This is a genomic window from uncultured Parolsenella sp., assembly GCF_958346945.1.
Lineage (GTDB): Bacteria > Actinomycetota > Coriobacteriia > Coriobacteriales > Atopobiaceae > Parolsenella.
This window is the reverse complement of record NZ_CATVTL010000003.1, coordinates 20,081-45,063: the sequence shown is the minus strand read 5'-3', so window position 1 is coordinate 45,063 and position 24,983 is coordinate 20,081. Positions and strand designations below refer to the sequence as shown.

Here is a 24,983-nt window from a genome sequence, read left to right as displayed (position 1 = left end):
GCCTGTCCCTGGGTTTATCGTATCGATGGCAAACTCGACCGTTCGCCCACGAATATCGACCGCTTACGCCTCGAAAGCGGGTTCCAAACTATTTGTAAGCGCATCTGAATATTCTTTTGGTTGATTCTTTCCGCTCACCAGGGCGAAGGAGGCGGGGCCGCTCGGGGCACAAGGCGGCGCCGCATACACGCGCGCATCAGAGCGCATCTTGAGAGGAATAGCTCATGGAAAACCCCCAGCAGGCCGAGTCGGGTCTCGACAAGTCGCTGTTCAAGCGCGACGGCTTCCCGCCCCTGGGATCGCTCATCCCAACGTCTCTGCAGCACGTCCTGGCTTCGTTTGCCGGTGTCATCACGCCGGCCATGATGATTGCCACCACCTGCGGATTCACGCCCGAGCAGGAGACGGCGATCATTCAGGTTGCCCTCATCCTCTCGGCCATCGACACGCTGCTGCAGCAGTTCCCGCTGTTCGGGCGCATCGGTTCCGGCCTGCCCATCCTCACGGGCGCCTCGTTTGCCTTCCTACCCGCGCTTCAGGCCGTGGGCGGCGAGTTTGGCTTCTCGGTCATCCTGGGCGCCGAGATGATTGGCGGCATCGTCGCGATCATCTTCAGCATCTTCTATGACAAGATCCGCTGGATCTTCCCGCCGCTCGTCACCGGTACCGTCATCTTCACCATTGGCGTGAGCCTGTATCCCACCGCCATTCGCTACATCGCGGGCGGCGCGGGCTCCGAGAACTTTGGCAGCGCCATGAACTGGATCGTGGGTCTTGTGACCTTTGCCATCACCTTTGGCCTCACGAACTTCACGAAGGGCATCACCAAGATCGGCTCGATCTTCTTTGCCATGATCATCGGCTGCCTCGTGTCGATTCCCTTTGGCATGATCGACCCCTCGGGCCTCGCCGACGCGGCGTGGTTCTCGCTGCCCAAGTTCATGCCATACGAGCTGTCGTTCGACCCGGCGGTCTGCATCACCATCGCCATCATCTACGTCATGGTGAACATCCAGCTCATCGGCGACCTCTCCGCGGCCACGGCGGGCTCGATGGACCGCATGCCCAAGGGCAAGGAAATCGGTGGCGGCATCGCGGCGCAGGGTCTCGTCTCGATCATCTCGTCGCTCTTTGGCGGCGTTCCCACCTCGGCCTTTGGCCAGAACGTGGGCATCATCGTGAGCACCAAGGTCATCAACCGCTGGGTCTTTGGCGGCGCTGCCTTCGTGTTCCTCGCGTCCGGCCTGTGCCCCAAGCTCTCGGCCCTGCTGCTCATGATCCCACAGCCGGTCATCGGCGGCGCCACGATCAGCGTCTTTGGCACGATCACCCTGAACGGTATCCGAATCCTCGTTAAGGACGGCCTTACGCCGCGCACCTGCACCATCTTTGGCGTCTCGGTGGCCTTTGGCCTGGGCATCGCGCAGGTCTCTGGTTCGCTCACCGGCACGGGCATGCCTGGCTGGATCAACACCATCTTTGGCACCTCGGCCATCACGCCGTGCGCCATCATGGCCATTATCCTCAACCTCCTCATGCCGCCCGAGCCGGTGGAGGAGGAGTCCAAGCTCCGCGTCGAGGACGACGACCACGAGTCCGAGGGTGAGCGCGCCTAGCCTCTTTGCGCGCCGCCCGCGTGCTCGCACGTGACAAGCGCCGCGTTGCGCGCGGACTCGCCTAACAATTTGTTTGGACACGATCGGAAGTGCTTCTTCCCCGAGTGACTTCCGTATGTGTTCGAGGGCCATCTGCCTTGCGGCGGGTGGCCCTCTTCTCGTGTGCGAGTCAGTCCGTCTCGTGCAATGTGTTGGAGCTGTGACGGAGCGCGCTCGGGTCGCGTCCGTTGAAGTTTTCGAGCATCAACGAAGCACCCGATGTTATGTCATTTCCGCGGGTGGGAGGGGCAGACCCCGAAGCACCTCCGGAGGCCGCAACATAACGCTTGCGGCGATTTTCGCAACGCTCGCCAATCGGCACAAAACCAGCCTTGAATCTCAAGGGAAGTGTGGTTTCATATGGAGTAACAAACTATTTGTTTGGTAATCAAACAAATAGTTGAATGAACACAATCAAGGAGGTACCCGATCGTGAGCGAGAAGATTCAGTGGTCTATCAACCACATGCCCAAGAGTGATGATGCCCACCTCGGCATCATGTCGCTCGACCACGTCGCCAAGGCGCGTGCGTTCCACAAGAGCTTCCCGCAGTACTCGGTGACCCCGCTCGCGCGCCTCGACGGCCAGGCTGCTCGCCTGGGCCTGGGCAATCTCTGCGTCAAGGACGAGAGCTACCGCTTCGGCCTCAACGCCTTCAAGGTGCTTGGCGGCTCCTTCGCCATGGCCAACTACATTGCCGACGAGACGGGTAAGGACGTTGCCGAGTGCACGTATGACTACCTGACCTCCGACGAGCTGGCCGAGGACTTTGGCCAGGCCACGTTCTTCACTGCCACCGACGGCAACCACGGCCGCGGCGTCGCCTGGGCTGCCAACAAGCTCGGCCAGAAGGCCGTCGTGCACATGCCCAAGGGCTCCACCAAGCCCCGCTTCGACAACATCGCCGCCGAGGGCGCCACGGTGACCATCGAGGAGGTCAACTACGACGAGTGCGTCCGCATGGCCGCGGCCGAGGCCGACGCCTGCGAGCGTGGCGTGATCGTCCAGGACACCGCCTGGGAGGGCTACGAGAAGATCCCGTCCTGGATCATGGAGGGCTACGGCACCATGGCCTCCGAGGCTGCCGAGCAGCTGCGCGAGATGGCCATCAACCGCCCGACGCACGTCTTCGTTCAGGCTGGCGTGGGCTCGCTCGCCGGCGCCGTCGTTGGCTACTTCACCAACCTCTACCCGGACAATCCGCCCACCTTCGTCGTGGCCGAGTGCGCTCCGGCCGCCTGCCTCTACAAGGGCGCCGCTGCCGGTGACGGCGAGCCCCGCATCGTCGACGGCGACATGCCCTCCATCATGGCCGGCCTGTGCTGCGGCGAGCCTAACATCCTGGGCTGGGACATCCTGCGCAACCACGTCACCGCGTTCGTCTCCTGCCCCGACTGGGTCACCGCTCGCGGCATGCGCACCCTGGGCGCCCCCGAGAAGGGCGACCCGCGCGTCATCTCCGGCGAGTCCGGCGCCGTCACCACGGGTCTCGTCGAGACGCTCATGATGGACCCGGAGTACGCTGAGCTCAAGGAGGCCATCGGCCTGGACAAGACGAGCTCCGTGCTGTGCTTCTCCACCGAGGGCGACACCGACCCCGAGCAGTACCGTCGCATCGTCTGGGAGGGCGAGTACCCCACCTGCTAGGCACCACGCCGCACCCGCGGCTCACTAGTTTTCTGTAACGAAGGCCATCGAACGGAAAGGGTTCAGCAAATGGCTAAGCAGCTCGATTACGATCTCATCAAGAAGACCGCCCAGGGCTATCAGGAGGACATGACCGCGTTCCTGCGCGCCATGATCTCTCACCCCTCCGAGTCCTGCGAGGAGGGCGAGGTCGTCGCCTGCATCAAGGCCGAGATGGAGAAGCTCGACTTTGATGAGGTCAAGGTCGACGGCCTGGGCAACGTCATGGGCTTCATGGGCGAGGGCGATAAGATCATCGCCATCGACGGCCACATCGACACCGTGGGCATCGGCAACCGCGACAACTGGGACTTTGACCCCTACGAGGGCTTCGAGGACGACCAGCTCATCGGTGGCCGCGGCGGCTCCGACCAGGAGGGTGGCGTCTGCGCCGCGACCTACGCTGCCAAGATGATGAAGGACATGAACCTCATCCCCGAGGGCTACAAGATCATGGTTGTCGGCACGGTCCAGGAGGAGGACTGCGACGGCATGTGCTGGCAGTACATCTACAACGTCGACGGCATCAAGCCTGAGTTCGTCATCTCCACCGAGCCCACCGACGGCGGCATCTACCGTGGTCACCGCGGCCGCATGGAGATCCGCGTCGACGTTCACGGCACCTCCTGCCACGGCTCCGCTCCCGATCGCGGCGACAACGCCATCTACAAGATGGCCGACATCATCGCCGACGTCCGCGCGCTGAACAACAACGGCGCCGCTGAGTCGACCGACATCAAGGGCCTCGTCAAGATGCTCGACCCCAAGTACAACCCCGATCACTACGAGGATGCCCGCTTCCTCGGCCGCGGCACCTGCACCGTCTCGCAGATCTTCTACACGAGCCCCAGCCGCTGCGCCGTCGCCGACTCCTGCGCCATCTCCATCGACCGCCGCATGACCGCCGGCGAGACCTATGAGTCCTGCCTCGAGGAGGTCCGCAACCTCCCGGCCGTCAAGAAGTACGGCGACGACGTCAAGGTCTCCATGTACATGTACGACCGTCCGTCCTGGACCGGCGAGGTCTACGAGACCGAGGCTTACTTCCCCACGTGGATCAACAAGGAGACCGCTCCGCACGTCAAGGCCCTCGTCGACGCCCACAAGGCCATGTTTGGTGACGAGCGCATCGGCTGCGAGCCCAGCATGGACAAGCGCACCGGTCGCCCGCTGTGCGACAAGTGGACCTTCTCCACGAACTGCGTCTCCATCCAGGGCCGCTACGGCATCCCCTGCGTTGGCTTTGGCCCCGGCGCCGAGTCCCAGGCCCACGCGCCCAACGAGGTCACCTACAAGCAGGACCTTCCCACCTGCGCCGCCCTCTACGTCGCCGCTCTGAACCTCTACGAGCCCTCTGACGAGATGAACGACGCCACTTCGTTCCGCGCGAGCCTCACCGACAACGACATCAAGTAGCCGTTAGCCTCCGCACCTCGCACATTACAGTTAGACCCGCCGCCCGCTCGGGGAGCTGGGCGGCGGGCTTGCCGGCGGGACATCCCGCGTATCCATTCACTAGGGGAGAGGAAACCCAATGAGCGACTTCCAGAGCTACCTTGACGAGCTTTCCGGCCTCGACTTCAAGGGCATGTACAACAACGACTTCCTGCACACCTGGGACAAGACCACCGACGAGCTGAAGGCCCTCTACGCCACCGCCGCCGCCCTTCGCGACCTGCGCGAGCGCAACATCTCGTCCAAGATCTTCGACTCGGGCCTGGCCGTTTCGCTGTTCCGCGACAACTCCACCCGCACCCGCTTCTCCTTCTCCAAGGCCTCCAACCTGCTCGGCCTCGAGCTGCAGGACCTCGACGAGAAGAAGTCCCAGATCGCCCACGGCGAGACCGTCCGCGAGACCGCCACGATGATCTCCTTCATGGCTGACGTCATCGGCATCCGCGACGACATGTACATCGGCAAGGGCGACGCCTACATGGCCGAGGTCTCCGAGTCCGTACAGCAGGCCTACGAGGACGGCGTTCTGGATCACCGTCCCACGCTCATCTCCCTGCAGTCCGACTCCGACCACCCCACGCAGTCTTCTGCCGACATGCTCTACCTCATCAACGAGTTTGGCGGCCTTGAGAACCTCAAGGGCAAGAAGGTTGCCGTTACCTGGGCCTATTCGCCCTCTTACGGCAAGCCGCTGTCCTGCCCGCAGTCGCTGATCAGCCTGCTGCCCCGTTTTGGCATGGACGTCACCCTGGCTCACCCCGAGGGCTACGACCTCATGCCCGAGGTCGTCGAGCGCGCCAAGGGCTACGCCGCCGAGAACGGCACCACGTTCAAGCAGGTCAACACGATGGCCGAGGCCTTCGAGGGCGCCGACATCGTGATCCCGAAGTCCTGGGCTCCCTACGCCGCCATGGAGAAGCGCACCAACCTCTACGCCGAGGGTGACGATGCCGGCATCGCCGCGCTCGAGAAGGAGCTTCTCGCCCAGAACGCCACGCACCAGGATTGGTGCTCCACGACCGACCTCATGGCCAAGACGGCCAACGGCCAGGACACCATCTTCATGCATCCGCTGCCCGCCGACATCTCCGGTGTCTCCTGCGAGCACGGTGAGGTCATGGCCGACGTCTTCGATATGCACCGCGACGGCATGTACAAGGAGGCTTCCTACAAGCCCTACGCCATCGCTGCCATGATGTTCCTCCAGAAGGTTGCCGACCCCGTCGCCACGCTTAAGGCGCTCGAGGCCGCCGGCACCCCCCGCTGGTATCAGGCCTAATGCCCCCGCGTCGGCTTAGCCGACTCGAGGCCTGATACACCCCCCTAAGCCGGCCCCGCCTTGGGGCCGGCGTCAGTTGGAACCCAGACGGACGCCCCGGACATCCCCCTAAGAAGGGGCGTCCGTCTGGGAACCATGGTGCTTACCGTTTTTGTATGAATGGAGCCCCCTATGTCCAAGCGCATCGTCGTTGCCCTCGGCGGCAACGCCCTTGGCAAGAACCTTCCCGAGCAGATGCAGGCCGTTCAGGTGACCAGCAAGGCCATCGTCGACCTCATCGAGCAGGGCAACGAGGTCGTCGTCGTGCACGGCAACGGCCCGCAGGTTGGCATGATTGCCAACGCGATGACCGAGCTTACGCGTTCCGACCCCGAGAAGTACATCCCCTGCCCGCTGTCCGTCTGCGGCGCCATGAGCCAGGGCTACATTGGCTATGACCTGCAGAACGCCCTGCGCGAGGAGATGGAGCGTCGCGGCATCGAGAAGGGTGTCGCTACCGTCCTCACCCAGGTCGAGGTCGACCCCGCCGACCCCGCCTTCCAGAACCCCACGAAGCCCATCGGCTCCTTCATGTCGAAGGAGGAGGCCGAGCAGCTCAAGGAGAGCCGCAACTACGACTTCGTCGAGGACTCCGGCCGCGGCTACCGCCGTGTCGTCGCCAGCCCCAAGCCCAAGCGCATCGTCGAGCTCGACACGATCTCCTCGCTCGTCGCTGCTGACCACGTGGTCATCGCCTGCGGTGGCGGCGGCATCCCCGTCGAGCCCACGGGTAACCACCACCTCAAGGGCGCCGCTGCGGTCATCGACAAGGACTTCGCCGCCGAGCTGCTCGCCGAGTCGCTCGACGCCGACTACCTCGTGATCCTCACGGCCGTCGAGAAGGTTGCCGTTCGCTTTGGCAAGCCCGACGAGGAGTGGCTCGACGCCCTCACGCCCGAGCGTGCCCGCGAGCTCGCCGACGCCGGCGAGTTTGGCAAGGGCTCCATGGAGCCGAAGGTGCTCGCGTGCGCCAAGTTCGCCGAGAGCAAGCCTGGCCGCTCCGCCCTCATCACGCTGCTCGAGAAGGCGCGTGACGGCATCGACGGCAAGACCGGCACCACGGTTCGCGCCAACTAGTAGATCTTCCTGCCCCACCCGCGCGATGAAGGGAAGCACGCGGGTGGGGTGGCTTCTTTGGACGACGGGGCAATGGGACAATACCTGCCTGAGCAGCTGTCCCAGCCATTGGCTCGTCGTACGAAGAAGTGTGATTTTGGGCGGGCGCCTCGCGCCCGCGGGGACGTGTTCTTGGGGATAATGGACGCATGAGGCCAAGCGTAAAGACATACCTGGTAGACGATGAGGGCGAGCGAGTCTTTGGACCCGGCCCCGCTGAGCTCCTGCGTCGCATTCGCGAGTACGGGAGCCTGCGCGCCGCCGCCATCTCGATGGGGATGGCCTACACGAAGGCGCTCGCGCTCGTCCACAAGGCCGAGAGCGGCCTGGGCTCGCCCCTCACCACCCGCGTGATTGGCGGCTCGGGCGGTGGCGGATCCACGCCCACGCCCGAGGCCGACGAGCTGCTTGCCTGCTACGAGCGCTGGACCGCCGCCTGCGAGATGGCGACAGACGCCCAGTACGCCTCCGCCTTTGCGCCGGGCGTCGCCGCGAGCACGCATGCCGCCCAGGACGCCAGTGCCCGCCTCGTGGGCGTCGCCGTGCTGGGGGCGGGCCACGCACGTCGCTTTGGCGCCAACAAGCTCGTAGAGCCCCTCATGGGCGAGCCCGTCATCGAGCGCACCCTGGGCTGCGTGCCGCCCGGCCTTCCCATGGTCGTGGCGAGCGGCACCCCCGAGGTCGACGCCATCTGCGACAAGCGCGGCATCGAGCATGTGCGCCCCTCGGGCGAGCTCGAGCAGAGCGACTCCATGCGCGCCGCCGTGGCCTATGCCAAGAGCCAGGGCTGGGAGGCCTGCGTTTTCGTGCCAGGCGACCAGCCGCTCATCGAGCAGGGGAGCCTGCGCACGATGCTCACCGTGAGCGCCGCCAACCCCGACGCCTGCGTGCGCCTTGGCTGGCGCGGCCGTCCCTGCTCACCGGTGCTGTTCCCCGCGAGCCTGTTCGAGGCGCTTCTCGGCGTGGAGGGCGACACGGGTGGCTCGAGCGTGCTTGGCGCCGATGACGTGCGCGTGCTGAGCGTCGAGGCCTCCTGGCCGTGGGAGCTTTGGGATATCGACACGCCCGACGAGCTTGGGCGCTGCCGCGAGATTATCGAGAGTGGTCTTGCTCGTGGAGGGAGTAACTAGCATGGTCATCATCCAGGGTGGAACACTTGTGTGCCCCGACGGCCTGCGCCGTGGTGACGTGGCGCTCGAGGGCGACAAGATCGCCCGCATCGCGGCCCACATCGAGCCCGCCGACGGCGACGAGGTGCACGACGCGACGGGTTGCTGGGTCTTCCCCGGCTTCATCGACGGGCACACCCACATGCAGTGCTGGACCGGCATCGACTGGACGGCCGACAGCTTCGAGACGGGCACGCGCGCCGCTGCCTGCGGCGGAACCACGACGATCGTGGACTACGCCACGGCCGACCGTGGCGTCACCATGCCCGATGCCCTTGACGAGTGGCACAAGCGCGCCGACGGCACCTGCACGGCCAACTACGCCTTCCACATGGCCCTGGCCGAGTGGAACGACGAGAACCGCGCTGACCTCGCCGTGATGCGCGAGCGTGGCGTCTGCTCGTTCAAGACCTACTTCGCCTACGACCACCTGCGCCTCGACGATGCCGAGACGCTCGAGGTGCTCGAGGCCCTGAAGCCGCTCGGCGGCACCTTGTGCGTGCACTGCGAGAACGGCACGCTCGTAGACGCCCTTCAGAAGCGCGTCTACGAGAGCGGCATCCACGGCCCCGAGGGGCACCCCCTGAGCCGCCCGGACGTCTGCGAGGCCGAGGCCATCAGCCGCCTGCTCTACCTCGCCCACCTCGCCGGCGACGCCCGCGTGAACGTCGTACACCTCTCGACCAAGCTGGGCCTCGAGGCCATCCGCGCTGCCAAGGCCCGCGGTCAGAAGAACATCTTCGTCGAGACCTGCCCGCAGTACCTGCTGCTCGACGACACCTGCTTCCTCAAGGACGGCGAGGACGGCCTGGAGGGCCTCGAGTTCGTCATGAGCCCGCCGCCCCGCAAGCCGGCCGACCGCAGCGCCCTGCGCGAGGCGCTCGTGAACGGCGAGATCGACACCATTGCCACCGACCACTGCAGCTTCAATCTGCATGGCCAGAAGGACCGCGGCGCCGACGACTTCCGCGCCGTACCCAACGGCGGCGCCGGCGTGGAGCACCGCCCCGCGCTCATCGCCACCACGTTCGCCGGCGAGCTTGGCCCCACCGACCTGTGCCGGCTCATGAGCGAGAACCCTGCCAGGGTCTTTGGCATGTTCCCGCGCAAGGGCTGCCTCGCCGAGGGCTCCGACGCCGACATCTGCGTCTGGGACCCGAGCGTCGAGTGGACGATCAGCGCCGCCACACAGCACCAGAACGTCGACCACACGCCGTTCGAGGGCTTCGAGTGCCGTGGCCGCGCCCGTCTCACGTTCGTGAACGGTGTCCTCGCCGCGCGCGATGGCGAGCCCACGGGCGTCAAGCCCGGCCGCTACGTGAGCCGCTAGGGTCAACACCGCGTTGCGCATCCCGCACGTGCGTGAGCGGCCTGGCCGCGTGCACGCCCGCTATCATTCGGTACCATGCCCCGCGAGGGGCAAGACATATGCCGCCACCAGCGGCATCGACTAGAAGGAGATTTTCATGGCTATCGAGGCTATCGTCACCGACAAGGCTCCCGCCGCCGTTGGTCCCTACTCCGCCGCCACCAAGGCCGGCAACTGCATCCACGTCTCCGGCCAGCTGCCAGTCGACCCCGCCACCGGCGAGTTCGCCGGCGAGGACATCGCCTCCCAGACCCGTCAGAGCCTGACCAACGTCAAGAACGTCCTCGAGGCCGCCGGCGCCACCATGGCCGACGTTGCCGAGACGACCGTCCTGCTCGACTCCATCGCCGACTTCGGTGCCATGAACGAGGTCTACGCCGAGTTCTTCGCCGCCCCGTACCCGGCCCGTGCCGCCTTCGAGGTCGCCGCGCTGCCCAAGGGCGCCAAGGTCGAGATCAAGGCCGTGGCCTACCTGTAAGCTCGTCTCATGAGCCTTGTGCGGGCGTAGCTGCCCGCTCGCAAGCCCCTCGCGACCGCCTGCGGCTCCGCGAGGGGCTTTTCTTGTCCGCCGGTACCGCTCGCGGCTAATTTGCGTTTCTCGTGGGTAAGGAGCGTGGGCTGGGGTAGACTATTCCTCGTGACTTTAGGGTCACTTTTTGTTCAGCGCGCAAGCGCATTTGTTGCCCCCGGAGGGGCAAACGAAAGAAAGGCACGTCATGGCTCAGGGTACTGTTAAGTGGTTCAATCCGGACAAGGGCTACGGCTTCATCTCTCGCGAGGACGGCGACGACCTGTTCGTCCACTACTCCGAGATTCAGATGGACGGCTTCAAGACTCTTGACGAGGGCCAGGCTGTCGAGTTTGACATCACCACCGGTCAGAACGGCAAGCTCCAGGCTTCCAACGTCCGTAAGCTCGCCTAAGTTCGACTTACATACGCTTGGGAAGGGGTGCCTCTTTGAGGCGCCCCTTTTTTATTATTGCCGCCACGCAGCAGCGGGTGTCCAGCGGCTGGGCATGCTTGCATCGATCGAGACGCCCGCAGGGGCATGCGTTTCATCAAGTAGGGCGCCCGCAACTGGTTGGTCACGGGCGCCCTGCGCTGCGTTGCGTGTTGTTCTTGCCTTTCCCTGTTCATCCAAAATACGCATCTACAGAGCTCAGGCGCGTAATATGGAAGAACCGATGACTTGGCCTGTGCTCTCTTGCACCGTCTGAATGTGAAGGAGCTACTGCACCGTCTTGGCAAACTCGAGGTATTGCACGTGGGCGAGCTGTCGCCATGCCTCGAGAGCGCGCTCGGCGGCGTACTCGGCTTCGGCGTTCTGGGCCGGCTCGTCGGTGGAGTTGCCGCTCGTGGTGTGCCAGAAGCCCTCGCCGTCCTGATAGGCAAAGAGGTTGATGCCCGGCATGGACAGGCGCGCGCCCAGCGCGGCCTTCTGGTAGCTCGTGAGCGGCGCCCCGATGGCATCGAGCGCAAGCGCGCCCAGGGTGCTCGTCGAGGTCTGCTCACAGCGCATCTTGCCCGTGGCGGCAACGTCGTAGTTGGCCCAGACGAGGTAGTTGGTCTGGTAGGCACGCGCCGAGTGCGCGGTCTGGCCCGCGTCGCCATAGAGCGCGTCGTCGAGCGCCATGCCAAAGTTGGGCTAGTGGTCGCCAAAGAAGACGAGCATGACGGGGCGGTCGAGGCCGCGCAGCTGCTCGATGAACCACTGCAGGTCCTGGTCGGAGGCCTGGATGCACGAGAGGTATTCGTTGAGCTGGTCGTTGCCGGCCTGGTCCCAGTAGGGCGCGTTGTAGGTCGTGAGGCGGTCCTCGGGGATGTTGTACTGGTTGTACGAGCTGTGGTTCTGCATCGTCACGTCGAGGACGAACTGCGGCGTGTCGCTGCTCGCGAGCTGGTCGAGGACCTTCTGGTAGGTGGCGGCGTCGGTCACGCCGCTGTGGAAGACGGGGGCGTCCTCGAAGGCCGAGATGTCGTAGAAACGGTTGAAACCCATCTGCTCGTAGACGCTCTCGCGGTTCCAGTTGGTTGAGAGGTTGGGGTGGATCGCCGTGGTGTCGTAGCCCATCTCGGCAAACTGGCGGGCGAGGTTGGGTGTGTCGTCAAAATCGTAGAGCGTGTAGGGGTAGAGGCCCATGCCAATGTAGGAGAGGCTGCTGCCCGTGAGCGTCTCGAACTCGGAGTTGCAGGTGCCGCCGCCGTAGGCAGACACCGTGAGGTTGCCGCGCACGAGGGCGTCGTCGATGCTCTTGAAGTAGGTGGGGCCTTCGTAGTCCACGCCCAGGTCGCCGTAGATTGAGGAGAGGTCGGCGAACGTCTCGTTCATGACGAAGACGATGCTGGGGTGGATGGCGCCGAACTGGTCGGCGCGTGCCTGGGCCGCGTTGTGATCGGTTGCGCTGTCGTAGTCCTGGGCCAGCGCGGCCTCGGTGCCCGCGGCCTCCTCATCGGTGTAGCCCTCGGGCACGGAGATCTCCATGTCCTTGGCCATCGTCATGAAGGCGGGCAGCATGCCGTACTGGTAGTAGCTGTTCGAGGGCCACCAGTAGTCGATCTGTATCTCGTAGTCGTTGTGCAGATCGAGCGCGTTGTAGCCGTTGGCGGCGCAGGCGCAGGCCACGAGTGCCACCAAGGCGGTTACTGCGGCGCGGCCCCAGGCGCGGCCGATGGGACGCCCGGCCGGGCGCATGAGCACGCAGGCGTCGAGCGAGGCCACGAGCAGCAGGATGCCCTGCGCGATGAGGGGCGTCACCTCGTAGGTGAAGCCGTCGGCCACCGCGGCGGCCGTTCCCAGGGCGAGAAGGTCCGAGGGCAGGATGGCCGTGCCCTTGAGGGTGAGCAGGAACCCCTGGGCGATGCCGAGGGCGGAGAGGCCCGCCGCGCAGACGGCTACGAGCCAGCCGCGGCGCTGGCCCACGAGCCACGCGCAGACCACGACGGCGGTGACGCAGCCGCGCTCGAGGGCGAGCAGGCCCGCGTCGACGTCGGCGAGGCTCGTGTTCCACGGCACCTCGAGTGCCGTGCAGGTGGCCGCTACCACGAAGGCGAGCAGCGCCCAGTCGCGCAGCAGCGGCAGCACGCGGCCGGCCACCATCTTGATGTGGCTCTCGGAGTCCGCGAGGCGGTCGAGCGGGCGCAGCAGCGGCTCGCGCAGCAGGGAGAGGGCGACGCCGAGCACGCAGAGCAGCTGGATGAGGGCAAACGTGTCCTCGCCCATGACCACGGTGCCCGCGCCCACCAGGTTGGCGAGCGCGATGGCGAGGACGACGAACGGCACGCACCAGACGATGCTTGCCGGCCGCAGGTTGCGACGGATGAAGGTTGCGATGTCTTGCGTGTTCACGGTACCTCTTGCGATAGCTTGGATAACAAAACTCTAATTATACAGCACCTTATAACTGGGTTGTTGCCCTAGAGCTCCGTGACCGCGCCCGCGCCATAGCCGGCGTTGCGCACGACGCGCTGCAGCTCCTCGGCCGGGGCGGCCTCCTTGGTGCGCACGTGGGCGACGCCCGCCGCGAGGTCGACGGTGGCCATCGTGCCCGTGCGCTCGTTGAAGGCGTTGGCGATGCGCTTGGCGCAGTTCTCGCAGCTCATGCCCGTGACGACGACGTCGTAGGCGTGGGCGTAGTGCGAGGCGTCGCGGTCCTTGGGCCCGTGGCTGCGCACGACGTCGGCGCCGCCGCAGCAGTCTCCCTTGCCGCCTCGGGCAACGTAGCCGCGAACAATGACGACGCAGGCCACGACGATGACTGAGATGATGATAACGTTGATGAGCATGGCTCCTCCTCTGGGCGCTTGTCGCGCGCCACTGCGAATGTTTAATTTGGCTTACTTATTGTAGCCGCAACCGCGTGACAGGGGCTTGGACGCGGGTTTGGGCGGGCCTTCTGAGGGGGCTAGATGCCTGGCATGGCGTGAGGCTGGCCGGACTGTCGGGATGACGCAAGCGCGTCGGTCTGCGCGTGCCCGTCTCGTCGTTGGGCGCCGCTCGCATAGGTAAAGCCCCTTCTGGCAGAACGGCTACTTTCAGGTTTGATTCAATCTGCTACCGTGGAGTCTCAAGGGGAGGGCGGAAGGGCCTTCCCGCTCATGTTCAAAGGAGCAGCATGAACACCAACGCCCTCATTCGCCGCGCCGGCGCGCTTGTCGCAACGCTCGCCCTGGCTCTCACGAGCACGCTGGGCCTTTCGGCCTGCGGTGGCCCCAAGCCCGAGGAAGTCATCAAGCAGCAGGTCAAGCTTGAGCTCGACACGATCAAGCAGGCCGATGCCGACACGATCAAGTCCGTCCTGGGCGAGGACGAGTGGAACAGCCTCTCCAGCAGCGGCATGGACGTCGAACAGTTCTACAACGGCTGCGTGAAGCACTTCTCCTACGAGGACCCCACGGTCGAGGTCGACGGTGACAACGCCACCGTCACGATTCCGGTCACCAACGTCGACATCGCCCAGGTCTTCGAGACCTGGACCGCCGACGCCCTCAACTACGCCAGCTCCGAGGAGGCCCAGGCCGACTACGCCGAGCTGGGCGAGGATGGCATTGCCGCCAAGCTTTTCGAGAAGCTCTACACCGCCCTTGGCGCCGACGACGCGCCCATCAAGACGGCCGACGTCCAGATTGACTTCACCAAGGACAGCGACGGTTCCTGGAACCCGACCGACAGCGACCAGCTGGGCTCGCTGCTCTTTGCGGGCGTCGACCCCTCGACGATTGGCTAGCTAGGCGCGAGCCCTCTCGTACGTGCAGAATTCGAAGGCGATTCCCTCCGGCGTCTGGAGGGGGTCGCCTTCTTCGTTTGTGTTGACGGTCTTGGCGAGGCGCCACGTGGGGTCGTCGTCGAGGTTGGGGAAGAACGTGTCTGCCGGGCGCACGCAGTGGTTCCTGGTGACCTCGGCGCTGGCGCAGGCGCCAATGAGTGCCTGGTAGACTTGGCCGCCACCGATGACCCAGCACTGCTCGTCCGGTGCGAGGAGGTCAAGCGCCTCCTCGAGGGAGTGGGTCACCTCGGCACCTTCGCGCTCAAAGCTCGCGTCGCGCGTCACCACGATGTTGCGACGATTCTTGAGGGGGCGGCCGCTCGGGAAGCTCTCGAGGGTGCGCCTGCCCATGAGCACGGTGTGTCCCGAGGTTTTTGCCACGAAGTGGCGCATGTCGGCGCGGTTCTCGACCACCATGTCGCCGTCCGCGCCGATGCCCCAGCCGTCGCAGACGGCGACGATGGCGTGGAGGTTGGGCAGGGGAGTGGCGGGGATGCTCATGGTGGCTCCTGGGTTGCTGTGGCGTGTCGCGGGGTGCTCGCGTGCGGCTAGACGGCGATGGGAATGTTCGTGACCTGCGGGCCGTGCTCGTAGTTCTCGACGATGAGGTCGCTCGTCGTGAAGTCGTAGAAGTTCGTGATCTCGTGGTTGAGCGTCACCGTGGGCGCCGGGTGCTGCGGGCGCGCGATGAGCTCACGGATGATGTCGACGTGGCGGTCGTAGATGTGTGCGTCGGCGATGACGTGGACGAGCTGGCCGGCTTGCATGCCCACGCTCTGGGCCACCATCATGAGCAGGATGGCGTACTGGCAGACGTTCCAGTTGTTGGCCGCGAGCACGTCCTGGCTGCGCTGGTTGAGGATCATGTTGAGGGTGGGTGCGGCATCGCCGGGGTGCATCGTGACGTTGTAGGTGCAGCTGTAGGCGCACGGGTAGAGGTTCATCTCAGAGAGGTCCGTGAAGACGTAGGTGTTGGTCATGATGCGGCGTGAGAAGGGCGTGAGCGTAAGGTCGCGCAGCACGCGGTCCATCTGGTCGAAGTCACCGTCGGCGTAGTGGCTCTTCTGGCCAATCTGGTAGCCGTAGGCCTTGCCGATCGATCCCGTCTCGTCTGCCCACTCGTCCCAAATGTGGCTCTTGAGGTCGTGGATGTTGTTGGACTTCTTCTGGTAGATCCACAGCACCTCGTCCATGGCGCTCTTGAGCGCGGTGCGGCGCAGGGTGAGCGCGGGGAACTCCTCGCGCAGGTCGTAGCGGTTGACCACGCCAAACTGCTTGATGGTGTAGGCGGGCGTGCCGTCCTCCCAGTGGGGGCGCACCTTCTGGCCCTCGGTGGTGGTGCCGTTGTCGAGGATGTCGGTGCACATGGCACAGAAGAGCTCGTCTGCCTTGCTCATGGTTCTCCTTGGGTTGCGGTGGCGCGGGTGCCGGTGCGGGCTTGGGACAAGGGACTGCGGGGGCATCGTCCCAGGTTACTTGCAGCTGGCCGAGTTGCCCAGGGCATGGGTGAGCTCGAGGGCTATGTCGGTGACCTCGGAGGCCTCGTCATCGAGGTCGGAGAGCTCGCGGGTCGTGTGGCCGCTGGGGTTCGTAACCATGTCGATGACCTGGGCAATCTTGTTCCAGCGGGTGAGGGCGTCGTCGCGGGCGTCGGTGAGGTTTTCGATGATGTCTGCGGCCTTGGTACCGGTGACGCTGCTCTCTGCGGGCAGCTCCAGGGCCTCGATGGCTTCGCTGGCAGACGCGGCGGCGTCTGCCGCGGCCTGGAGCTCGGAGGCGCGCGTGGCGTCGTCGCCTGTCGCGGCCGCGGCGCGCAGGTGGCTCTTGACCTCGGCGGCCGAACTGGCGTCCCGGCTCGCGAGGGCCTTCACGTAGGTGGCCACCGCCTGCTGGGAGCCGGAGTAGTCAGAGGCAAAGACGTAGTCGGACACGGTGTACTCGATGCATCCCAGGTACTGGTCGAGGGCGTTGTCTGCCGTGAGGCTCTGGCCAGACGAGATGTCGTGCTCGTCGTCGATGCCAAGGTCGTCGAGCAGGTCGTCGTAGTCATCGTCATCGAAGGAGTAGGTGTTGGGGTCTTCCCAATCGATGCTCGTGCCCACGACCTCGAGAACGTTGCACAGCGTAAGGGCGAGGGCCACGAGCACCATGAGCACGACGGCCACGATGACGTAGGCGGCAACGCCGCTCCTGTTGTCTTGCGAGGTGGTTGCACTGGCGCTCTCGAGGACAGGCTGCTTGTCCTCGTCCTTCTCGTGCTTATGGCTGTTGACGTCGGGCTGCGATGTGGGCTGCTGGGTGCTCATGTCTTCCTCCCGATGCTTGGGCGCGTGAGATGTGGCCTAGTCGAGGTCCTCGAGCCTGCCGTGGCGCTCGTAGCGCGTGACGCGCGCAATTCTGTTGTCGTCGTCGACGAAGACGACGTGGGGCTTGGAGGTCTGGGCCTCCTCGGGGGTCATCTGGGCGTAGCACATGATGATGACCTTGTCGCCAGGCGTTACGAGGTGGGCGGCGGCGCCGTTGAGGCAGATGACGCCGCTGCCGGGTTCGCCTGCGATGACGTAGGTCTCGAGGCGGCTGCCGGAGTTGACGTCTGCCACCTGGACCTTCTCGTACTCGAGAATGCCAGCGGCGTCCATGAGCTGCTGGTCGATCGTGATCGAGCCGATGTAGTCGACCTCGGCCTGGGTGACCGTGGCGCGGTGAATCTTGCCCTTGAGCATGTTGAGGACCATGTGTCGCTGCTCCGTGTCTATGATGTGCCCGCGGCCGTGAGCTGCGGGTGAGGCGTCTTTTGCAACTTCCTAGGGTACAACGCATAGCGCGGGGCGGAGGCGAACCAACGTGGATTTCACAAGGTTCGCCTCCGTCCCGGAGGTTTCGTTCGGATATGCGAATGGGCGGGCGTCGCTGGCGGCGGGAGCGCGCACGTTGCGGTCGGTTGATGATCCGCGGCGGTAACAACCGACCGTGCCGTGCGCACTTCCGGGTGGGCGAGGCGCGTCGTGTCTAGGGCGATGCCGTCCCGTTCAAGGGCGAGCGGCTGGGCCTAGAGCGAGAGGAACAGCTCGTGGACGCGTGGGTCTGCGTCGAGCTCGGGGTGGAAGGCGAGCCCGATCTGGCCTCCCTGCCTCACGGCCACGATGCGCCCCTCGTGGGCGGCGAGCACGTCAACGTTCGCGCCGGCCTCCATCACGAAGGGGGCGCGGATGAAGGTCGCGGGCACCTCTCCCAGGCCTTTGAACTGCAGGTTCGTGTGAAAACTGCCCAGCTGGCGACCGTAGGCGTTGCGTTGCACGAGAACGCCGAGCGTCGCCAGTCGCGGCGTGCCCTTGTCGTCGTGGGCGTCGAGGCGCCTGGCGAGCAGGATGAGGCCCGCGCAGGTGGCGAGCGTGGGCATCCCGGCCGCGATGCGCTCGCGCAGCGCCTCGAGCATGCCCAGCTCGGCCAGGAGCTTGCCCTGGGTGGTCGACTCTCCGCCGGGCAGCACCAGGCGGTCGAACGGCTGGTCGAGGTCCGCTGCCTGGCGCAGCTCGACAACCTTCTCGCCCAGCTCGGCAAGCTTGGCCTCGTGCTCGGCAAACGCGCCCTGGACGGCGAGGACGGCGGTAGCCACTAGCGACCACGCTCCTCCATGATGATGCCGATCTCGTCGGCGTTGATGCCCACCATGGCCTCGCCGAGATTCTTGGAGAGCTCGGCGATGAGCTTGGCGTCGGTGTAGTTGGCGACGGCCTTGACGATGGCGGCGGCGCGCTTGGCCGGGTCGCCGCTCTTGAAGATGCCCGAGCCCACGAAGACGCCCTCGGCGCCGAGCTGCATCATGAGCGCGGCGTCGGCGGGGGTCGCCACGCCACCCGCGGCGAAGTTCACGACCGGGAGCTTGCCGTTCTCGTGGACGTAGCGCACGAGCTCGACGGGCACGGCGAGCTGCTTGGCGGCCTCGAAGAGCTCGTCGTCGCGGAGGGCCACGACGTCGCGAATCTGCTTCTGGATCTTGCGCATGTGGCGCACGGCCTGAACGACGTCGCCCGTGCCCGGCTCACCCTTGGTGCGAATCATCGTGGCGCCCTCGGCCACGCGGCGCAGGGCCTCGCCCAGGTCGCGCGCGCCGCAGACGAAGGGCACGTCGAACTGGGTTTTGTCGATGTGGTAGGTGTCGTCGGCGGGGGTGAGGACCTCGGACTCGTCGATGTAGTCGATCTCGATGGCTTGCAGGATTTGGGCCTCGACGATGTGGCCGATGCGGCACTTGGCCATGACGGGAATCGAGACGGCCTGCTGGATGCCGGCGATCATGGCGGGGTCGCTCATGCGGCTGACGCCGCCGGCCGCGCGGATGTCGGCGGGGATGCGCTCGAGGGCCATGACGGCGCAGGCGCCCGCCTCCTCGGCGATGCGCGCCTGCTCGGGGGTGGTGACGTCCATGATGACGCCGCCCTTGAGCATCTGCGCGAGCTGGCGGTTGAGCTTGGTGCGGTCTTGGCTGGTTGCCATGCGTGCCTCCCGGTCTGGGTTGATTGGTAGCTCGATACCCTACGCCGAATCTGGCATTGGCAACATCTTCAGTAGGTGAGAAACTTAGCAGGTCAGGATAGGGTCAGGTGCGAGGAGCTGATAGGGTCAGATGCTCGATTACGACATGGCGGCGCATGGCAGCGAGAGCCTCTATGGCTATCTCTACCAGCGCATTCGTGACGATATTGTCGAAGGCGAGATTGCGGCGGGGTCGCGCCTGCCCTCGAAGCGCTCGCTGGCCGAGCACCTGGGCGTGAGTGTCGCTACGGTCGAGGGGGCCTATGGCCAGCTGGTGGCGGAGGGGTACGTGAGCGCCCGCGCCCGCAGTGGCTACTACGCGTGCGACCTGCCGGGCATGGTGGCGTATGTGGCGTCGCCGCAGGTAGATGCTGCCGTGCATGCCTCGGGCGATAGCCAGACGGACTTGTCGCGGCCGGCCGGCGCCTCGCTCGACGCGGCGCGGCTCTGGAGCCGCGCCCTGCGCCAGACGCTCACATGCGAGCCCGAGGAGGAGGTGTTCTGCCCGGCCCCTGCCCAGGGAACGCTGCGGCTGAGGCGCGCCATCGCGGCTCATCTGCGCCAGACGCGCGGACTTGTCGTGGACCCCGCGCGCATCGTGGTGGGCGCGGGTGCTCAGATGCTCGACGTGATGATTGCCCAGCTCATGGGCCAGGCCGGCGTGTTTGCGCTCGAGGACCCGGGGTACGTGAGGCTCACGAGGATCTACGAGGCGTGCGGGTGCGGCGTGCGCCATGTTCCGCTCGATGGGCGGGGCGTGCAGATGGCGGGACTTGAGGCGTCGGGTGCAAACGTGCTCCACCTCATGCCGTCCCACCAGTTCCCCACGGGGCTCGTGACGTCAATAAGCCGCAGGTACGAGCTTATGGGCTGGGCCTCCGCCCAGGAGGGGCGCTGGCTTGTCGAGGACGACTACGACTGCGAGTTTCGCCTGGCGGGGCGTCCTGTGCCGGCACTTGCGAGCATCGACGCTGACGGGCGCGTCATCTACACCAATACGTTCTCCAAGAGCATGGGCGCGGCCCTGCGCCTCGCCTATATGGTGCTTCCCGAGGAGATGATGGAGCGCTATAGCCGTGAGCTGGGCTTTTACTCGAGCACCGTGAGCTCGGTGCAACAGGTTGCGCTGGCTCGCATTCTCGAGGGCGGCGACTACGAGCGCCACGTGGCGCGCGTCCGCAAGCGCTGCCGCGACCTGCGCGACGAGCTCGTGGGTGCCCTGCGCGCGCGACCCGATGCTGGCAGGATTGGCATAGAGCAGGCAGACGCCGGCCTTCACCTGGTGCTTCGCGTGGACACCAAGGCCAGCGAGGAAGAGATCGCCGTCCGTGCCGTTGCGGCGGGTCTGCCCGAAGCGTGCCTCGTGCCCCTGTCGCGCTACGCCTTTGAGCGCGCGGGCGGCGACCGAAGCGGCGCTGCGCGCCGCTTCGTCGTACCCTACGACGCCCTCGACCCCACCCGCGTCGCGATTCTGGCCTCTTTGGCCTTCGACGGGCCATCCCTTAAATAGGCTAATCAACTTTTTCTTGCTTAGATCTTTGACTCTGGAGTAGACGGCCGATTGTATCTTGCAAAAACCCAGTTGAGTGAAGTCACAATGGCCTTTCTACTTTGATGGCTGCGGCACAAGCACGAAATAGTTGATTTGGATTCGCCGCCGCAGCGCGTTTGCCGAAATCCCCTTCGTCTCGCTGCTCACCGAAGCGTTGTCTGTTAGTTTCTTTCTACCGAGGAAGGGGGCATCATGGATGGCGTACTTTGTGGCCCAAGTGCTTTCAAATACTGGCGGATACCCCCGCAAGTACTTTCCCTGTGTCCGCCTCTGCCAATTGGCGATTTTGCTCGTCATAGGTCAGACTATCTTGAGCACCCGCTGGTTAACGAAATCCTAGGTTTGCCGTTGAGTCGTTTGCTCGTGGGCGGCCGCCATCCTAACTCAACTTCGAATCTCACCAACCATGCTTGGTCTGGCCCACTGCCGGCTGGGGCGGTTGTACAGAGCGAACTTGGCATTGAGGTTGCCTCGCCTGCGTTTACCCTGCTCACGCTGGCCAATCAGGTCTCCTACATCACGCTTGTGATGTGCGCCTACGAGTTGTGCGGGTCCTTTGCCGTGTTCAAGCCATCGCCCCGAATCGAGGAGGCGCTGGCAAGCCCAAGGAATCATGCGGCGCTCAACATGTCTGGCGCCTGGGAGCGGGTATGCTCTGCGAGCGGGAAGGCCTCTAACCTTTGGAGCCGCGAGCCACTCATTGACATCGATGAACTGCGTAACTTCGCCGCGAACACGGATGGCATGCGAGGCCACCGTGCGCTGGTTCGCGCCGCCAATGATGTAAGGGGAGTTGCTGCCTCGCCCTTCGAGGTGCAGGCGGCGATGCTGCTCAGCCTCGATACGCGGCTGGGTGGCTGCGGCTTCAAGGACCTGCAGCTCAATCGCCGTATTTGGCTGAGCGCGTCAGCTCGGGCTATATCGGGTCGCAGCTCCGCCATTGCCGATCTTTACTTTGAGGGCGAGGAGGGTGTTAAGCTCGACATCGAATGCCAGAGCCGCATGATCCACAACAGCGCCCCGGCGGCAATCGAAGACTCGAATCGCTCGCTTTCGCTGCAGATGATGGGCGTAACCGTTCTCCCCATCACGTTCGAGCAGGTCCATGACGAGAAACGCTTCGACAGACTTGCTGATCACATCGCAAAGGTGCTGGGTAGGCGCCGTGCAAGGCGCTCCGAGCGTTATCGCGTTGTAGAGGTTGAGTTGCGCGCGCAAATCTTCTGCGACTGGAGTCGCCTCGTGGCCTAACCCCGGCGCTTCGCAATCTCGCGGCAGCGCTGCGTGAGCAGCTCGTAGACCGCGCGCGTGTCACCGCCGAGGCAGCCAAGATGGCGCTCTATCGTAGCCTCGTCGCCGCGGGCGGCGGGGCCGGTAAGGGCGTCGGCGGGGCCGTCCTCGGCCACGTGGCGGGCGTTGCCCAGAAAGAGGGGAGCCAAGGCCCGCTCGGCGCCCGCGTGATCGAAGCCGCAGGTCACAAGCTCAGAAACCGCCATGTCGTAGAGGCCCACCACAAGGTTCGAGGCCATGACGGCGGCGGCGTGGTAGCGCGCCTTTTGGGTGCCGTCGATCTTCACAACGGCGGCGCCAAGCTCGCGAACAATGCTGCCGAGAAGGTCGCAGGCACACTCGTCGCCCTCAACGGCAAAGGTGCAGCTCGCAAGCTCGCGCCACGAGTCGAACCTGCTGCTCACGGCATAGAGGGGGTGCAGCGACGCCACGCAAGCCCCCACCCCGCGGCACGCGTCCAGCGCGCTCGACGGCGTGGCGCCCGAGCAGTGCGCCACGATCTTGCCGGCCAGGTCGAGCCCGGCGAGCTCGCGACCCACCTCGGCGATGGCCGCGTCGGGGGTCGTTACGAAGATGACGCTCGCGCTGCCCGTGCACTCCTCGATCGAGCCACACGCCCGGCCGCCGGCAAACGCCGCTGCCTCGCGGGCGCTCGATTCGCTGCGAGAGAAAAAGCCGGCAAGGCGGACACGCTCGCTGTCCGCTAAAAAGCGGGCGAGCGAGCAGCCAACCTTGCCGGCTCCAATAAAGGCGATGTCAACGACGTTGTTCACGCGAACCTAGTCGTTGCACCCACAGCCGCAAGAGTCGCAGCCGCAACCGCAGCCGTGCCCTTCCGGCTCGTAGATGAAGTTGTCGATGAGGCGGGTCTTGCCAATGTAGACGGCCATGGCGCACAGCACCGGCGCGTCCTCGATTCGCTCGATCTGCACGATGTTCTCGAAGTCGACCATCTTGACGTAGTCGATCTTGGCGAGCGGCTCGGCCTCGATGATGGCGCGCATGGCGTCAAGCACGGTCTTGGCGTCGCGCTCGCCGGCCTCGACCATGCGCTGGCCGGCAAAGACGGCGCGCGACAGGCACAGGGCCGCGGTGCGCTCCTCGGGCGAGAGGTAGGTGTTGCGCGAGCTCTTGGCCAGGCCGTCCTCCTCGCGGACGATGGGGCAGCCCACGATCTTGATACCAAAGTTGAGGTCGCGCACCATGCGGCGGATGACGGCGAGCTGCTGGGCGTCCTTTTGGCCAAAGTAGGCGCGGTCGGGCGTCACGATGTTGAACAGCTTGGAGACGACGGTGCACACGCCGCGGAAGTGAATCGGGCGGGTGAGGCCGCACAGCTCGTGCGTGAGCTCGTCCATGTTGACGTAGGTGCAGGCGTTGGGCGCGTACATCTCGCTGGGCTCGGGGTGGAAGACCAGCGCGGCGCCGGCCTCCTCGCACAGCTTGCAGTCGCGCTCAAAGTCGCGCGGGTAGCTCTCGAGGTCCTCGTTGGGGCCAAACTGCGTGGGGTTCACGAAGTCGGAGACAACGACGCGGTCGTTCTCGGCGGCGGCGCGCACAATCAGGCTCTTGTGGCCCTCGTGCAGAAAGCCCATGGTGGGAACGAGGCCCACGGTGAGACCCGCGCGCTTCCACTCCCTGACCTGCTCGCGAACCTCGGCGACGGTGGTGACTGCCTGCATTAGTTGTTCCTCCTGATCTGGTCCATGACCTCGGGGTCGATCTTGAATCCGTTCTCGATGGCGGGGAAGCTGCCGTCCTGCACGGCGGCGGCGTAGGCCTCGTAGCCCTCGCGCATGGCATCTCCCACCTGGGCAAACTGGCGCACGAACTTGGGCTTGAACCCGCCGGGCGTCATGCCGAGAAGGTCCTGCGCCACCAGCACCTGGCCGTCGCAGCCCGCGCCCGCGCCAATGCCAATCGTGAAGCAGTGGGTGAGCTTGGACGTGATGAACTCGGCGAGGTCGCGCGGGACGCACTCGAGCACCACGGCAAACGCGCCGGCGCGCTCGACGGCCAGGGCGTCATCGACGATGCGCTGGGCGTTCTCGGCGCTCTTGCCCTGCACCTTGAAGCCGCCAAAGGAGTTGGCGCTCTGCGGGGTCATGCCCACGTGGCCCACCACGGGGATGCCGCTCTCGACGATGGCGTGGATGGTCTCCTCGCAACGCACACCGCCTTCGAGCTTGACGGCCTGGCAGCGGCCCTCCTTCATGAGGCGGCCGGCGTTGCGCAGGCCCTCCTCGACGCTGGCCTGGTACGACATGAACGGCATGTCGCCCACGACGAACGTGTCGCTCGTGGCGCGCGTGACGGCGCGGGTGTGGTGGATCATGTCGTCCATGGTCACGGGGATGGTGTCCTCGTAGCCAAGCATGGTCATGCCAAGCGAGTCGCCCACCAAGATCATGTTGATGCCTGCGGCCTCGACGATGCTGGCCATCGTGTAGTCGTAGCTGGTGACCATCGTCACCTTTTGGCCCTCGGCAACCTGCTTGGCGAGGGTGAGAACCGTGTTCTTTGCCATGTGCTTCCTTTCGCGCCCGGGTTGCGGGGGAGGGCGCCTTGCGGCCGGCATGGTGCCGGTCCAAATGTCTATTGTAGGCTGTTCAAGCGCCTAGAGGTGCATATCTTCGAAGACGTCGCTCCAGGAGAGGCCCAGCGAGCGCACGACCTCGAGGTCTGCCGCGAGCCAGTCGACGCTAAGCAGGCTGTCGCGGTCGAGCCAGCGCAGGGCCTCGTGGTCGAGCATCTGGAGCTCAGTTACCGCGGGGACGGGAGCGCAGAAGACGTCCATGGTGATGGAGAGCTCGGGGTAGTCGTGGCGCACGGTCGAGAAGGGCCAGAGTACTCCGAGCTCGATGCCCAGCTCCTCGCGGATCTCGCGGCGGCAGGCCTGCTCGGCAGACTCGCCGGGCTCGAGCTTGCCGCCGGGCAGCTCCCAGCCGTCCTTCATGCCGTGGCTGCGCTGGGCTGCCAGGATGCGGCCGTCGCGAACGATGATCGCGGCTGCCACGTGCAGGTTGTCGTTGGGCATGGTGCCTCGCTTTCTGGGCCGCCTCGCGGCCGCGTG

Annotated in this window: 25 protein-coding genes; 12 read left to right on the top strand and 13 right to left on the bottom strand. The window is 65.4% G+C overall.

Annotation, left to right across the window (positions count from 1 at the left end; translation table 11 throughout):
• Positions 1-224: 224 nt before the first annotated feature.
• The 9 genes from Q3866_RS03150 (at position 225) to Q3866_RS03110 (ending at position 10,691) form a co-directional block, all read left to right on the top strand.
• Positions 225-1,616, top strand: coding sequence for a uracil-xanthine permease family protein (locus tag Q3866_RS03150; protein ID WP_301829540.1), 1,392 nt, complete (start codon positions 225-227; stop codon positions 1,614-1,616).
• 471 nt (positions 1,617-2,087) lie between these two features.
• On the top strand, positions 2,088-3,302 hold the full coding sequence (gene dpaL / locus Q3866_RS03145) for a diaminopropionate ammonia-lyase (RefSeq protein WP_293826840.1): 1,215 nt from the start codon (positions 2,088-2,090) through the stop codon (positions 3,300-3,302).
• A 69-nt stretch (positions 3,303-3,371) separates the two neighbouring features.
• Positions 3,372-4,757 (top strand): YgeY family selenium metabolism-linked hydrolase, encoded by a 1,386-nt coding sequence (locus Q3866_RS03140; RefSeq protein WP_301829537.1) that lies wholly within the window; start codon positions 3,372-3,374, stop codon positions 4,755-4,757.
• 118 nt (positions 4,758-4,875) lie between these two features.
• The gene (gene ygeW / locus Q3866_RS03135; RefSeq protein WP_301829536.1) at positions 4,876-6,075 is read left to right on the top strand and encodes a knotted carbamoyltransferase YgeW; all 1,200 of its coding nucleotides are present in this window, start codon (positions 4,876-4,878) and stop codon (positions 6,073-6,075) included.
• A 171-nt stretch (positions 6,076-6,246) separates the two neighbouring features.
• A complete protein-coding gene (gene arcC / locus Q3866_RS03130) occupies positions 6,247-7,191 on the top strand; it encodes a carbamate kinase (protein ID WP_293826564.1) in 945 nt (314 codons plus the stop codon).
• A gap of 188 nt (positions 7,192-7,379) precedes the next feature.
• Positions 7,380-8,360, top strand: coding sequence for an NTP transferase domain-containing protein (locus Q3866_RS03125; RefSeq protein WP_301829535.1), 981 nt, complete (start codon positions 7,380-7,382; stop codon positions 8,358-8,360).
• Between the two features lies 1 nt (position 8,361).
• Entirely contained in the window at positions 8,362-9,729 is a 1,368-nt protein-coding gene (hydA, locus tag Q3866_RS03120; protein ID WP_293674206.1) for a dihydropyrimidinase, read from the top strand.
• Between the two features lie 136 nt (positions 9,730-9,865).
• Entirely contained in the window at positions 9,866-10,246 is a 381-nt protein-coding gene (locus tag Q3866_RS03115; protein WP_293826568.1) for a Rid family detoxifying hydrolase, read from the top strand.
• Between the two features lie 238 nt (positions 10,247-10,484).
• Complete coding sequence (locus Q3866_RS03110) at positions 10,485-10,691, top strand: cold-shock protein (RefSeq protein ID WP_073294340.1); 207 nt, start codon at positions 10,485-10,487, stop codon at positions 10,689-10,691.
• Positions 10,692-10,997: 306 nt separating this feature from the next.
• Here Q3866_RS03110 and Q3866_RS03105 read toward each other — a convergent pair whose 3' ends face one another.
• From Q3866_RS03105 to Q3866_RS03095, 3 genes are all read right to left on the bottom strand, one after another.
• A complete protein-coding gene (locus tag Q3866_RS03105; protein ID WP_301829527.1) occupies positions 10,998-11,402 on the bottom strand; it encodes a hypothetical protein in 405 nt (134 codons plus the stop codon).
• A 12-nt stretch (positions 11,403-11,414) separates the two neighbouring features.
• Positions 11,415-13,115: an LTA synthase family protein gene (locus Q3866_RS03100; RefSeq protein ID WP_301829525.1), complete on the bottom strand. Its 1,701-nt coding sequence runs from the start codon at positions 13,113-13,115 to the stop codon at positions 11,415-11,417.
• A 68-nt stretch (positions 13,116-13,183) separates the two neighbouring features.
• A complete protein-coding gene (locus Q3866_RS03095; protein ID WP_301829524.1) occupies positions 13,184-13,552 on the bottom strand; it encodes a heavy-metal-associated domain-containing protein in 369 nt (122 codons plus the stop codon).
• Positions 13,553-13,881: 329 nt separating this feature from the next.
• Between Q3866_RS03095 and Q3866_RS03090 the strand changes: the two genes are divergently transcribed.
• Positions 13,882-14,493 carry a hypothetical protein gene (locus tag Q3866_RS03090; RefSeq protein ID WP_293826575.1) on the top strand — a complete coding sequence of 204 codons (612 nt, stop codon included), beginning with the start codon at positions 13,882-13,884 and terminating at the stop codon, positions 14,491-14,493.
• On the opposite strand, the gene Q3866_RS03085 is transcribed toward Q3866_RS03090, so the two are convergent.
• The 6 genes from Q3866_RS03085 to pdxS all read right to left on the bottom strand — a co-directional run bounded on the left by Q3866_RS03085 (position 14,494) and on the right by pdxS (position 19,029).
• On the bottom strand, positions 14,494-15,033 hold the full coding sequence (locus Q3866_RS03085; RefSeq protein WP_301829519.1) for a dihydrofolate reductase: 540 nt from the start codon (positions 15,031-15,033) through the stop codon (positions 14,494-14,496).
• Positions 15,034-15,080: 47 nt separating this feature from the next.
• The gene (thyA, locus tag Q3866_RS03080) at positions 15,081-15,929 is read right to left on the bottom strand and encodes a thymidylate synthase (protein WP_301829518.1); all 849 of its coding nucleotides are present in this window, start codon (positions 15,927-15,929) and stop codon (positions 15,081-15,083) included.
• A 75-nt stretch (positions 15,930-16,004) separates the two neighbouring features.
• Positions 16,005-16,838: a hypothetical protein gene (locus Q3866_RS03075; protein WP_301829516.1), complete on the bottom strand. Its 834-nt coding sequence runs from the start codon at positions 16,836-16,838 to the stop codon at positions 16,005-16,007.
• A 36-nt stretch (positions 16,839-16,874) separates the two neighbouring features.
• Positions 16,875-17,267 (bottom strand): aspartate 1-decarboxylase, encoded by a 393-nt coding sequence (gene panD, locus Q3866_RS03070; protein ID WP_301829515.1) that lies wholly within the window; start codon positions 17,265-17,267, stop codon positions 16,875-16,877.
• 314 nt (positions 17,268-17,581) lie between these two features.
• Entirely contained in the window at positions 17,582-18,148 is a 567-nt protein-coding gene (pdxT, locus tag Q3866_RS03065; RefSeq protein WP_301829513.1) for a pyridoxal 5'-phosphate synthase glutaminase subunit PdxT, read from the bottom strand.
• Entirely contained in the window at positions 18,148-19,029 is an 882-nt protein-coding gene (gene pdxS, locus Q3866_RS03060) for a pyridoxal 5'-phosphate synthase lyase subunit PdxS (protein WP_301829511.1), read from the bottom strand. The genes pdxT and pdxS overlap by 1 nt, the downstream gene beginning before the upstream one ends.
• 130 nt (positions 19,030-19,159) lie before the next feature.
• On the opposite strand from pdxS, the gene Q3866_RS03055 reads away from it, so the two are divergent.
• Both Q3866_RS03055 and Q3866_RS03050 read left to right on the top strand, forming a co-directional pair.
• The gene (locus Q3866_RS03055) at positions 19,160-20,578 is read left to right on the top strand and encodes a PLP-dependent aminotransferase family protein (protein WP_301829509.1); all 1,419 of its coding nucleotides are present in this window, start codon (positions 19,160-19,162) and stop codon (positions 20,576-20,578) included.
• 234 nt (positions 20,579-20,812) lie between these two features.
• Entirely contained in the window at positions 20,813-21,871 is a 1,059-nt protein-coding gene (locus Q3866_RS03050) for a hypothetical protein (RefSeq protein ID WP_301829507.1), read from the top strand.
• Here Q3866_RS03050 and Q3866_RS03045 read toward each other — a convergent pair.
• From Q3866_RS03045 to Q3866_RS03030, 4 genes are all read right to left on the bottom strand, one after another.
• Entirely contained in the window at positions 21,868-22,683 is an 816-nt protein-coding gene (locus Q3866_RS03045) for a Rossmann-like and DUF2520 domain-containing protein (RefSeq protein WP_301829505.1), read from the bottom strand. The genes Q3866_RS03050 and Q3866_RS03045 overlap by 4 nt on opposite strands.
• A 6-nt stretch (positions 22,684-22,689) precedes the next feature.
• On the bottom strand, positions 22,690-23,592 hold the full coding sequence (gene panC, locus Q3866_RS03040; RefSeq protein ID WP_293673570.1) for a pantoate--beta-alanine ligase: 903 nt from the start codon (positions 23,590-23,592) through the stop codon (positions 22,690-22,692).
• Complete coding sequence (panB, locus tag Q3866_RS03035; RefSeq protein ID WP_301829503.1) at positions 23,592-24,437, bottom strand: 3-methyl-2-oxobutanoate hydroxymethyltransferase; 846 nt, start codon at positions 24,435-24,437, stop codon at positions 23,592-23,594. The genes panC and panB overlap by 1 nt, the downstream gene beginning before the upstream one ends.
• A 90-nt stretch (positions 24,438-24,527) precedes the next feature.
• Positions 24,528-24,947 (bottom strand): (deoxy)nucleoside triphosphate pyrophosphohydrolase, encoded by a 420-nt coding sequence (locus tag Q3866_RS03030; protein WP_301829501.1) that lies wholly within the window; start codon positions 24,945-24,947, stop codon positions 24,528-24,530.
• Between the last annotated feature and the right edge of the window lie 36 nt (positions 24,948-24,983).

What these genes read in the sequence shown, in the direction of transcription:
- Q3866_RS03095 (WP_301829524.1), bottom strand. Translation starts at nt 13,552, where the DNA reads ATGCTCATCAACGTTATCATCATCTCAGTCATCGTCGTGGCCTGCGTC.
- panD (WP_301829515.1), bottom strand. Translation starts at nt 17,267, where the DNA reads ATGGTCCTCAACATGCTCAAGGGCAAGATTCACCGCGCCACGGTCACC.
- Q3866_RS03090 (WP_293826575.1), top strand. Translation starts at nt 13,882, where the DNA reads ATGAACACCAACGCCCTCATTCGCCGCGCCGGCGCGCTTGTCGCAACG.
- ygeW (WP_301829536.1), top strand. Translation starts at nt 4,876, where the DNA reads ATGAGCGACTTCCAGAGCTACCTTGACGAGCTTTCCGGCCTCGACTTC.
- panB (WP_301829503.1), bottom strand. Translation starts at nt 24,437, where the DNA reads ATGGCAAAGAACACGGTTCTCACCCTCGCCAAGCAGGTTGCCGAGGGC.
- thyA (WP_301829518.1), bottom strand. Translation starts at nt 15,929, where the DNA reads ATGAGCAAGGCAGACGAGCTCTTCTGTGCCATGTGCACCGACATCCTC.
- Q3866_RS03055 (WP_301829509.1), top strand. Translation starts at nt 19,160, where the DNA reads ATGCTCGATTACGACATGGCGGCGCATGGCAGCGAGAGCCTCTATGGC.
- Q3866_RS03030 (WP_301829501.1), bottom strand. Translation starts at nt 24,947, where the DNA reads ATGCCCAACGACAACCTGCACGTGGCAGCCGCGATCATCGTTCGCGAC.
- arcC (WP_293826564.1), top strand. Translation starts at nt 6,247, where the DNA reads ATGTCCAAGCGCATCGTCGTTGCCCTCGGCGGCAACGCCCTTGGCAAG.
- Q3866_RS03125 (WP_301829535.1), top strand. Translation starts at nt 7,380, where the DNA reads ATGAGGCCAAGCGTAAAGACATACCTGGTAGACGATGAGGGCGAGCGA.
- Q3866_RS03075 (WP_301829516.1), bottom strand. Translation starts at nt 16,838, where the DNA reads ATGAGCACCCAGCAGCCCACATCGCAGCCCGACGTCAACAGCCATAAG.
- Q3866_RS03105 (WP_301829527.1), bottom strand. Translation starts at nt 11,402, where the DNA reads ATGGCGCTCGACGACGCGCTCTATGGCGACGCGGGCCAGACCGCGCAC.
- Q3866_RS03085 (WP_301829519.1), bottom strand. Translation starts at nt 15,033, where the DNA reads ATGAGCATCCCCGCCACTCCCCTGCCCAACCTCCACGCCATCGTCGCC.
- Q3866_RS03110 (WP_073294340.1), top strand. Translation starts at nt 10,485, where the DNA reads ATGGCTCAGGGTACTGTTAAGTGGTTCAATCCGGACAAGGGCTACGGC.
- Q3866_RS03150 (WP_301829540.1), top strand. Translation starts at nt 225, where the DNA reads ATGGAAAACCCCCAGCAGGCCGAGTCGGGTCTCGACAAGTCGCTGTTC.
- hydA (WP_293674206.1), top strand. Translation starts at nt 8,362, where the DNA reads ATGGTCATCATCCAGGGTGGAACACTTGTGTGCCCCGACGGCCTGCGC.
- panC (WP_293673570.1), bottom strand. Translation starts at nt 23,592, where the DNA reads ATGCAGGCAGTCACCACCGTCGCCGAGGTTCGCGAGCAGGTCAGGGAG.
- Q3866_RS03115 (WP_293826568.1), top strand. Translation starts at nt 9,866, where the DNA reads ATGGCTATCGAGGCTATCGTCACCGACAAGGCTCCCGCCGCCGTTGGT.
- Q3866_RS03050 (WP_301829507.1), top strand. Translation starts at nt 20,813, where the DNA reads ATGGATGGCGTACTTTGTGGCCCAAGTGCTTTCAAATACTGGCGGATA.
- pdxS (WP_301829511.1), bottom strand. Translation starts at nt 19,029, where the DNA reads ATGGCAACCAGCCAAGACCGCACCAAGCTCAACCGCCAGCTCGCGCAG.
- Q3866_RS03140 (WP_301829537.1), top strand. Translation starts at nt 3,372, where the DNA reads ATGGCTAAGCAGCTCGATTACGATCTCATCAAGAAGACCGCCCAGGGC.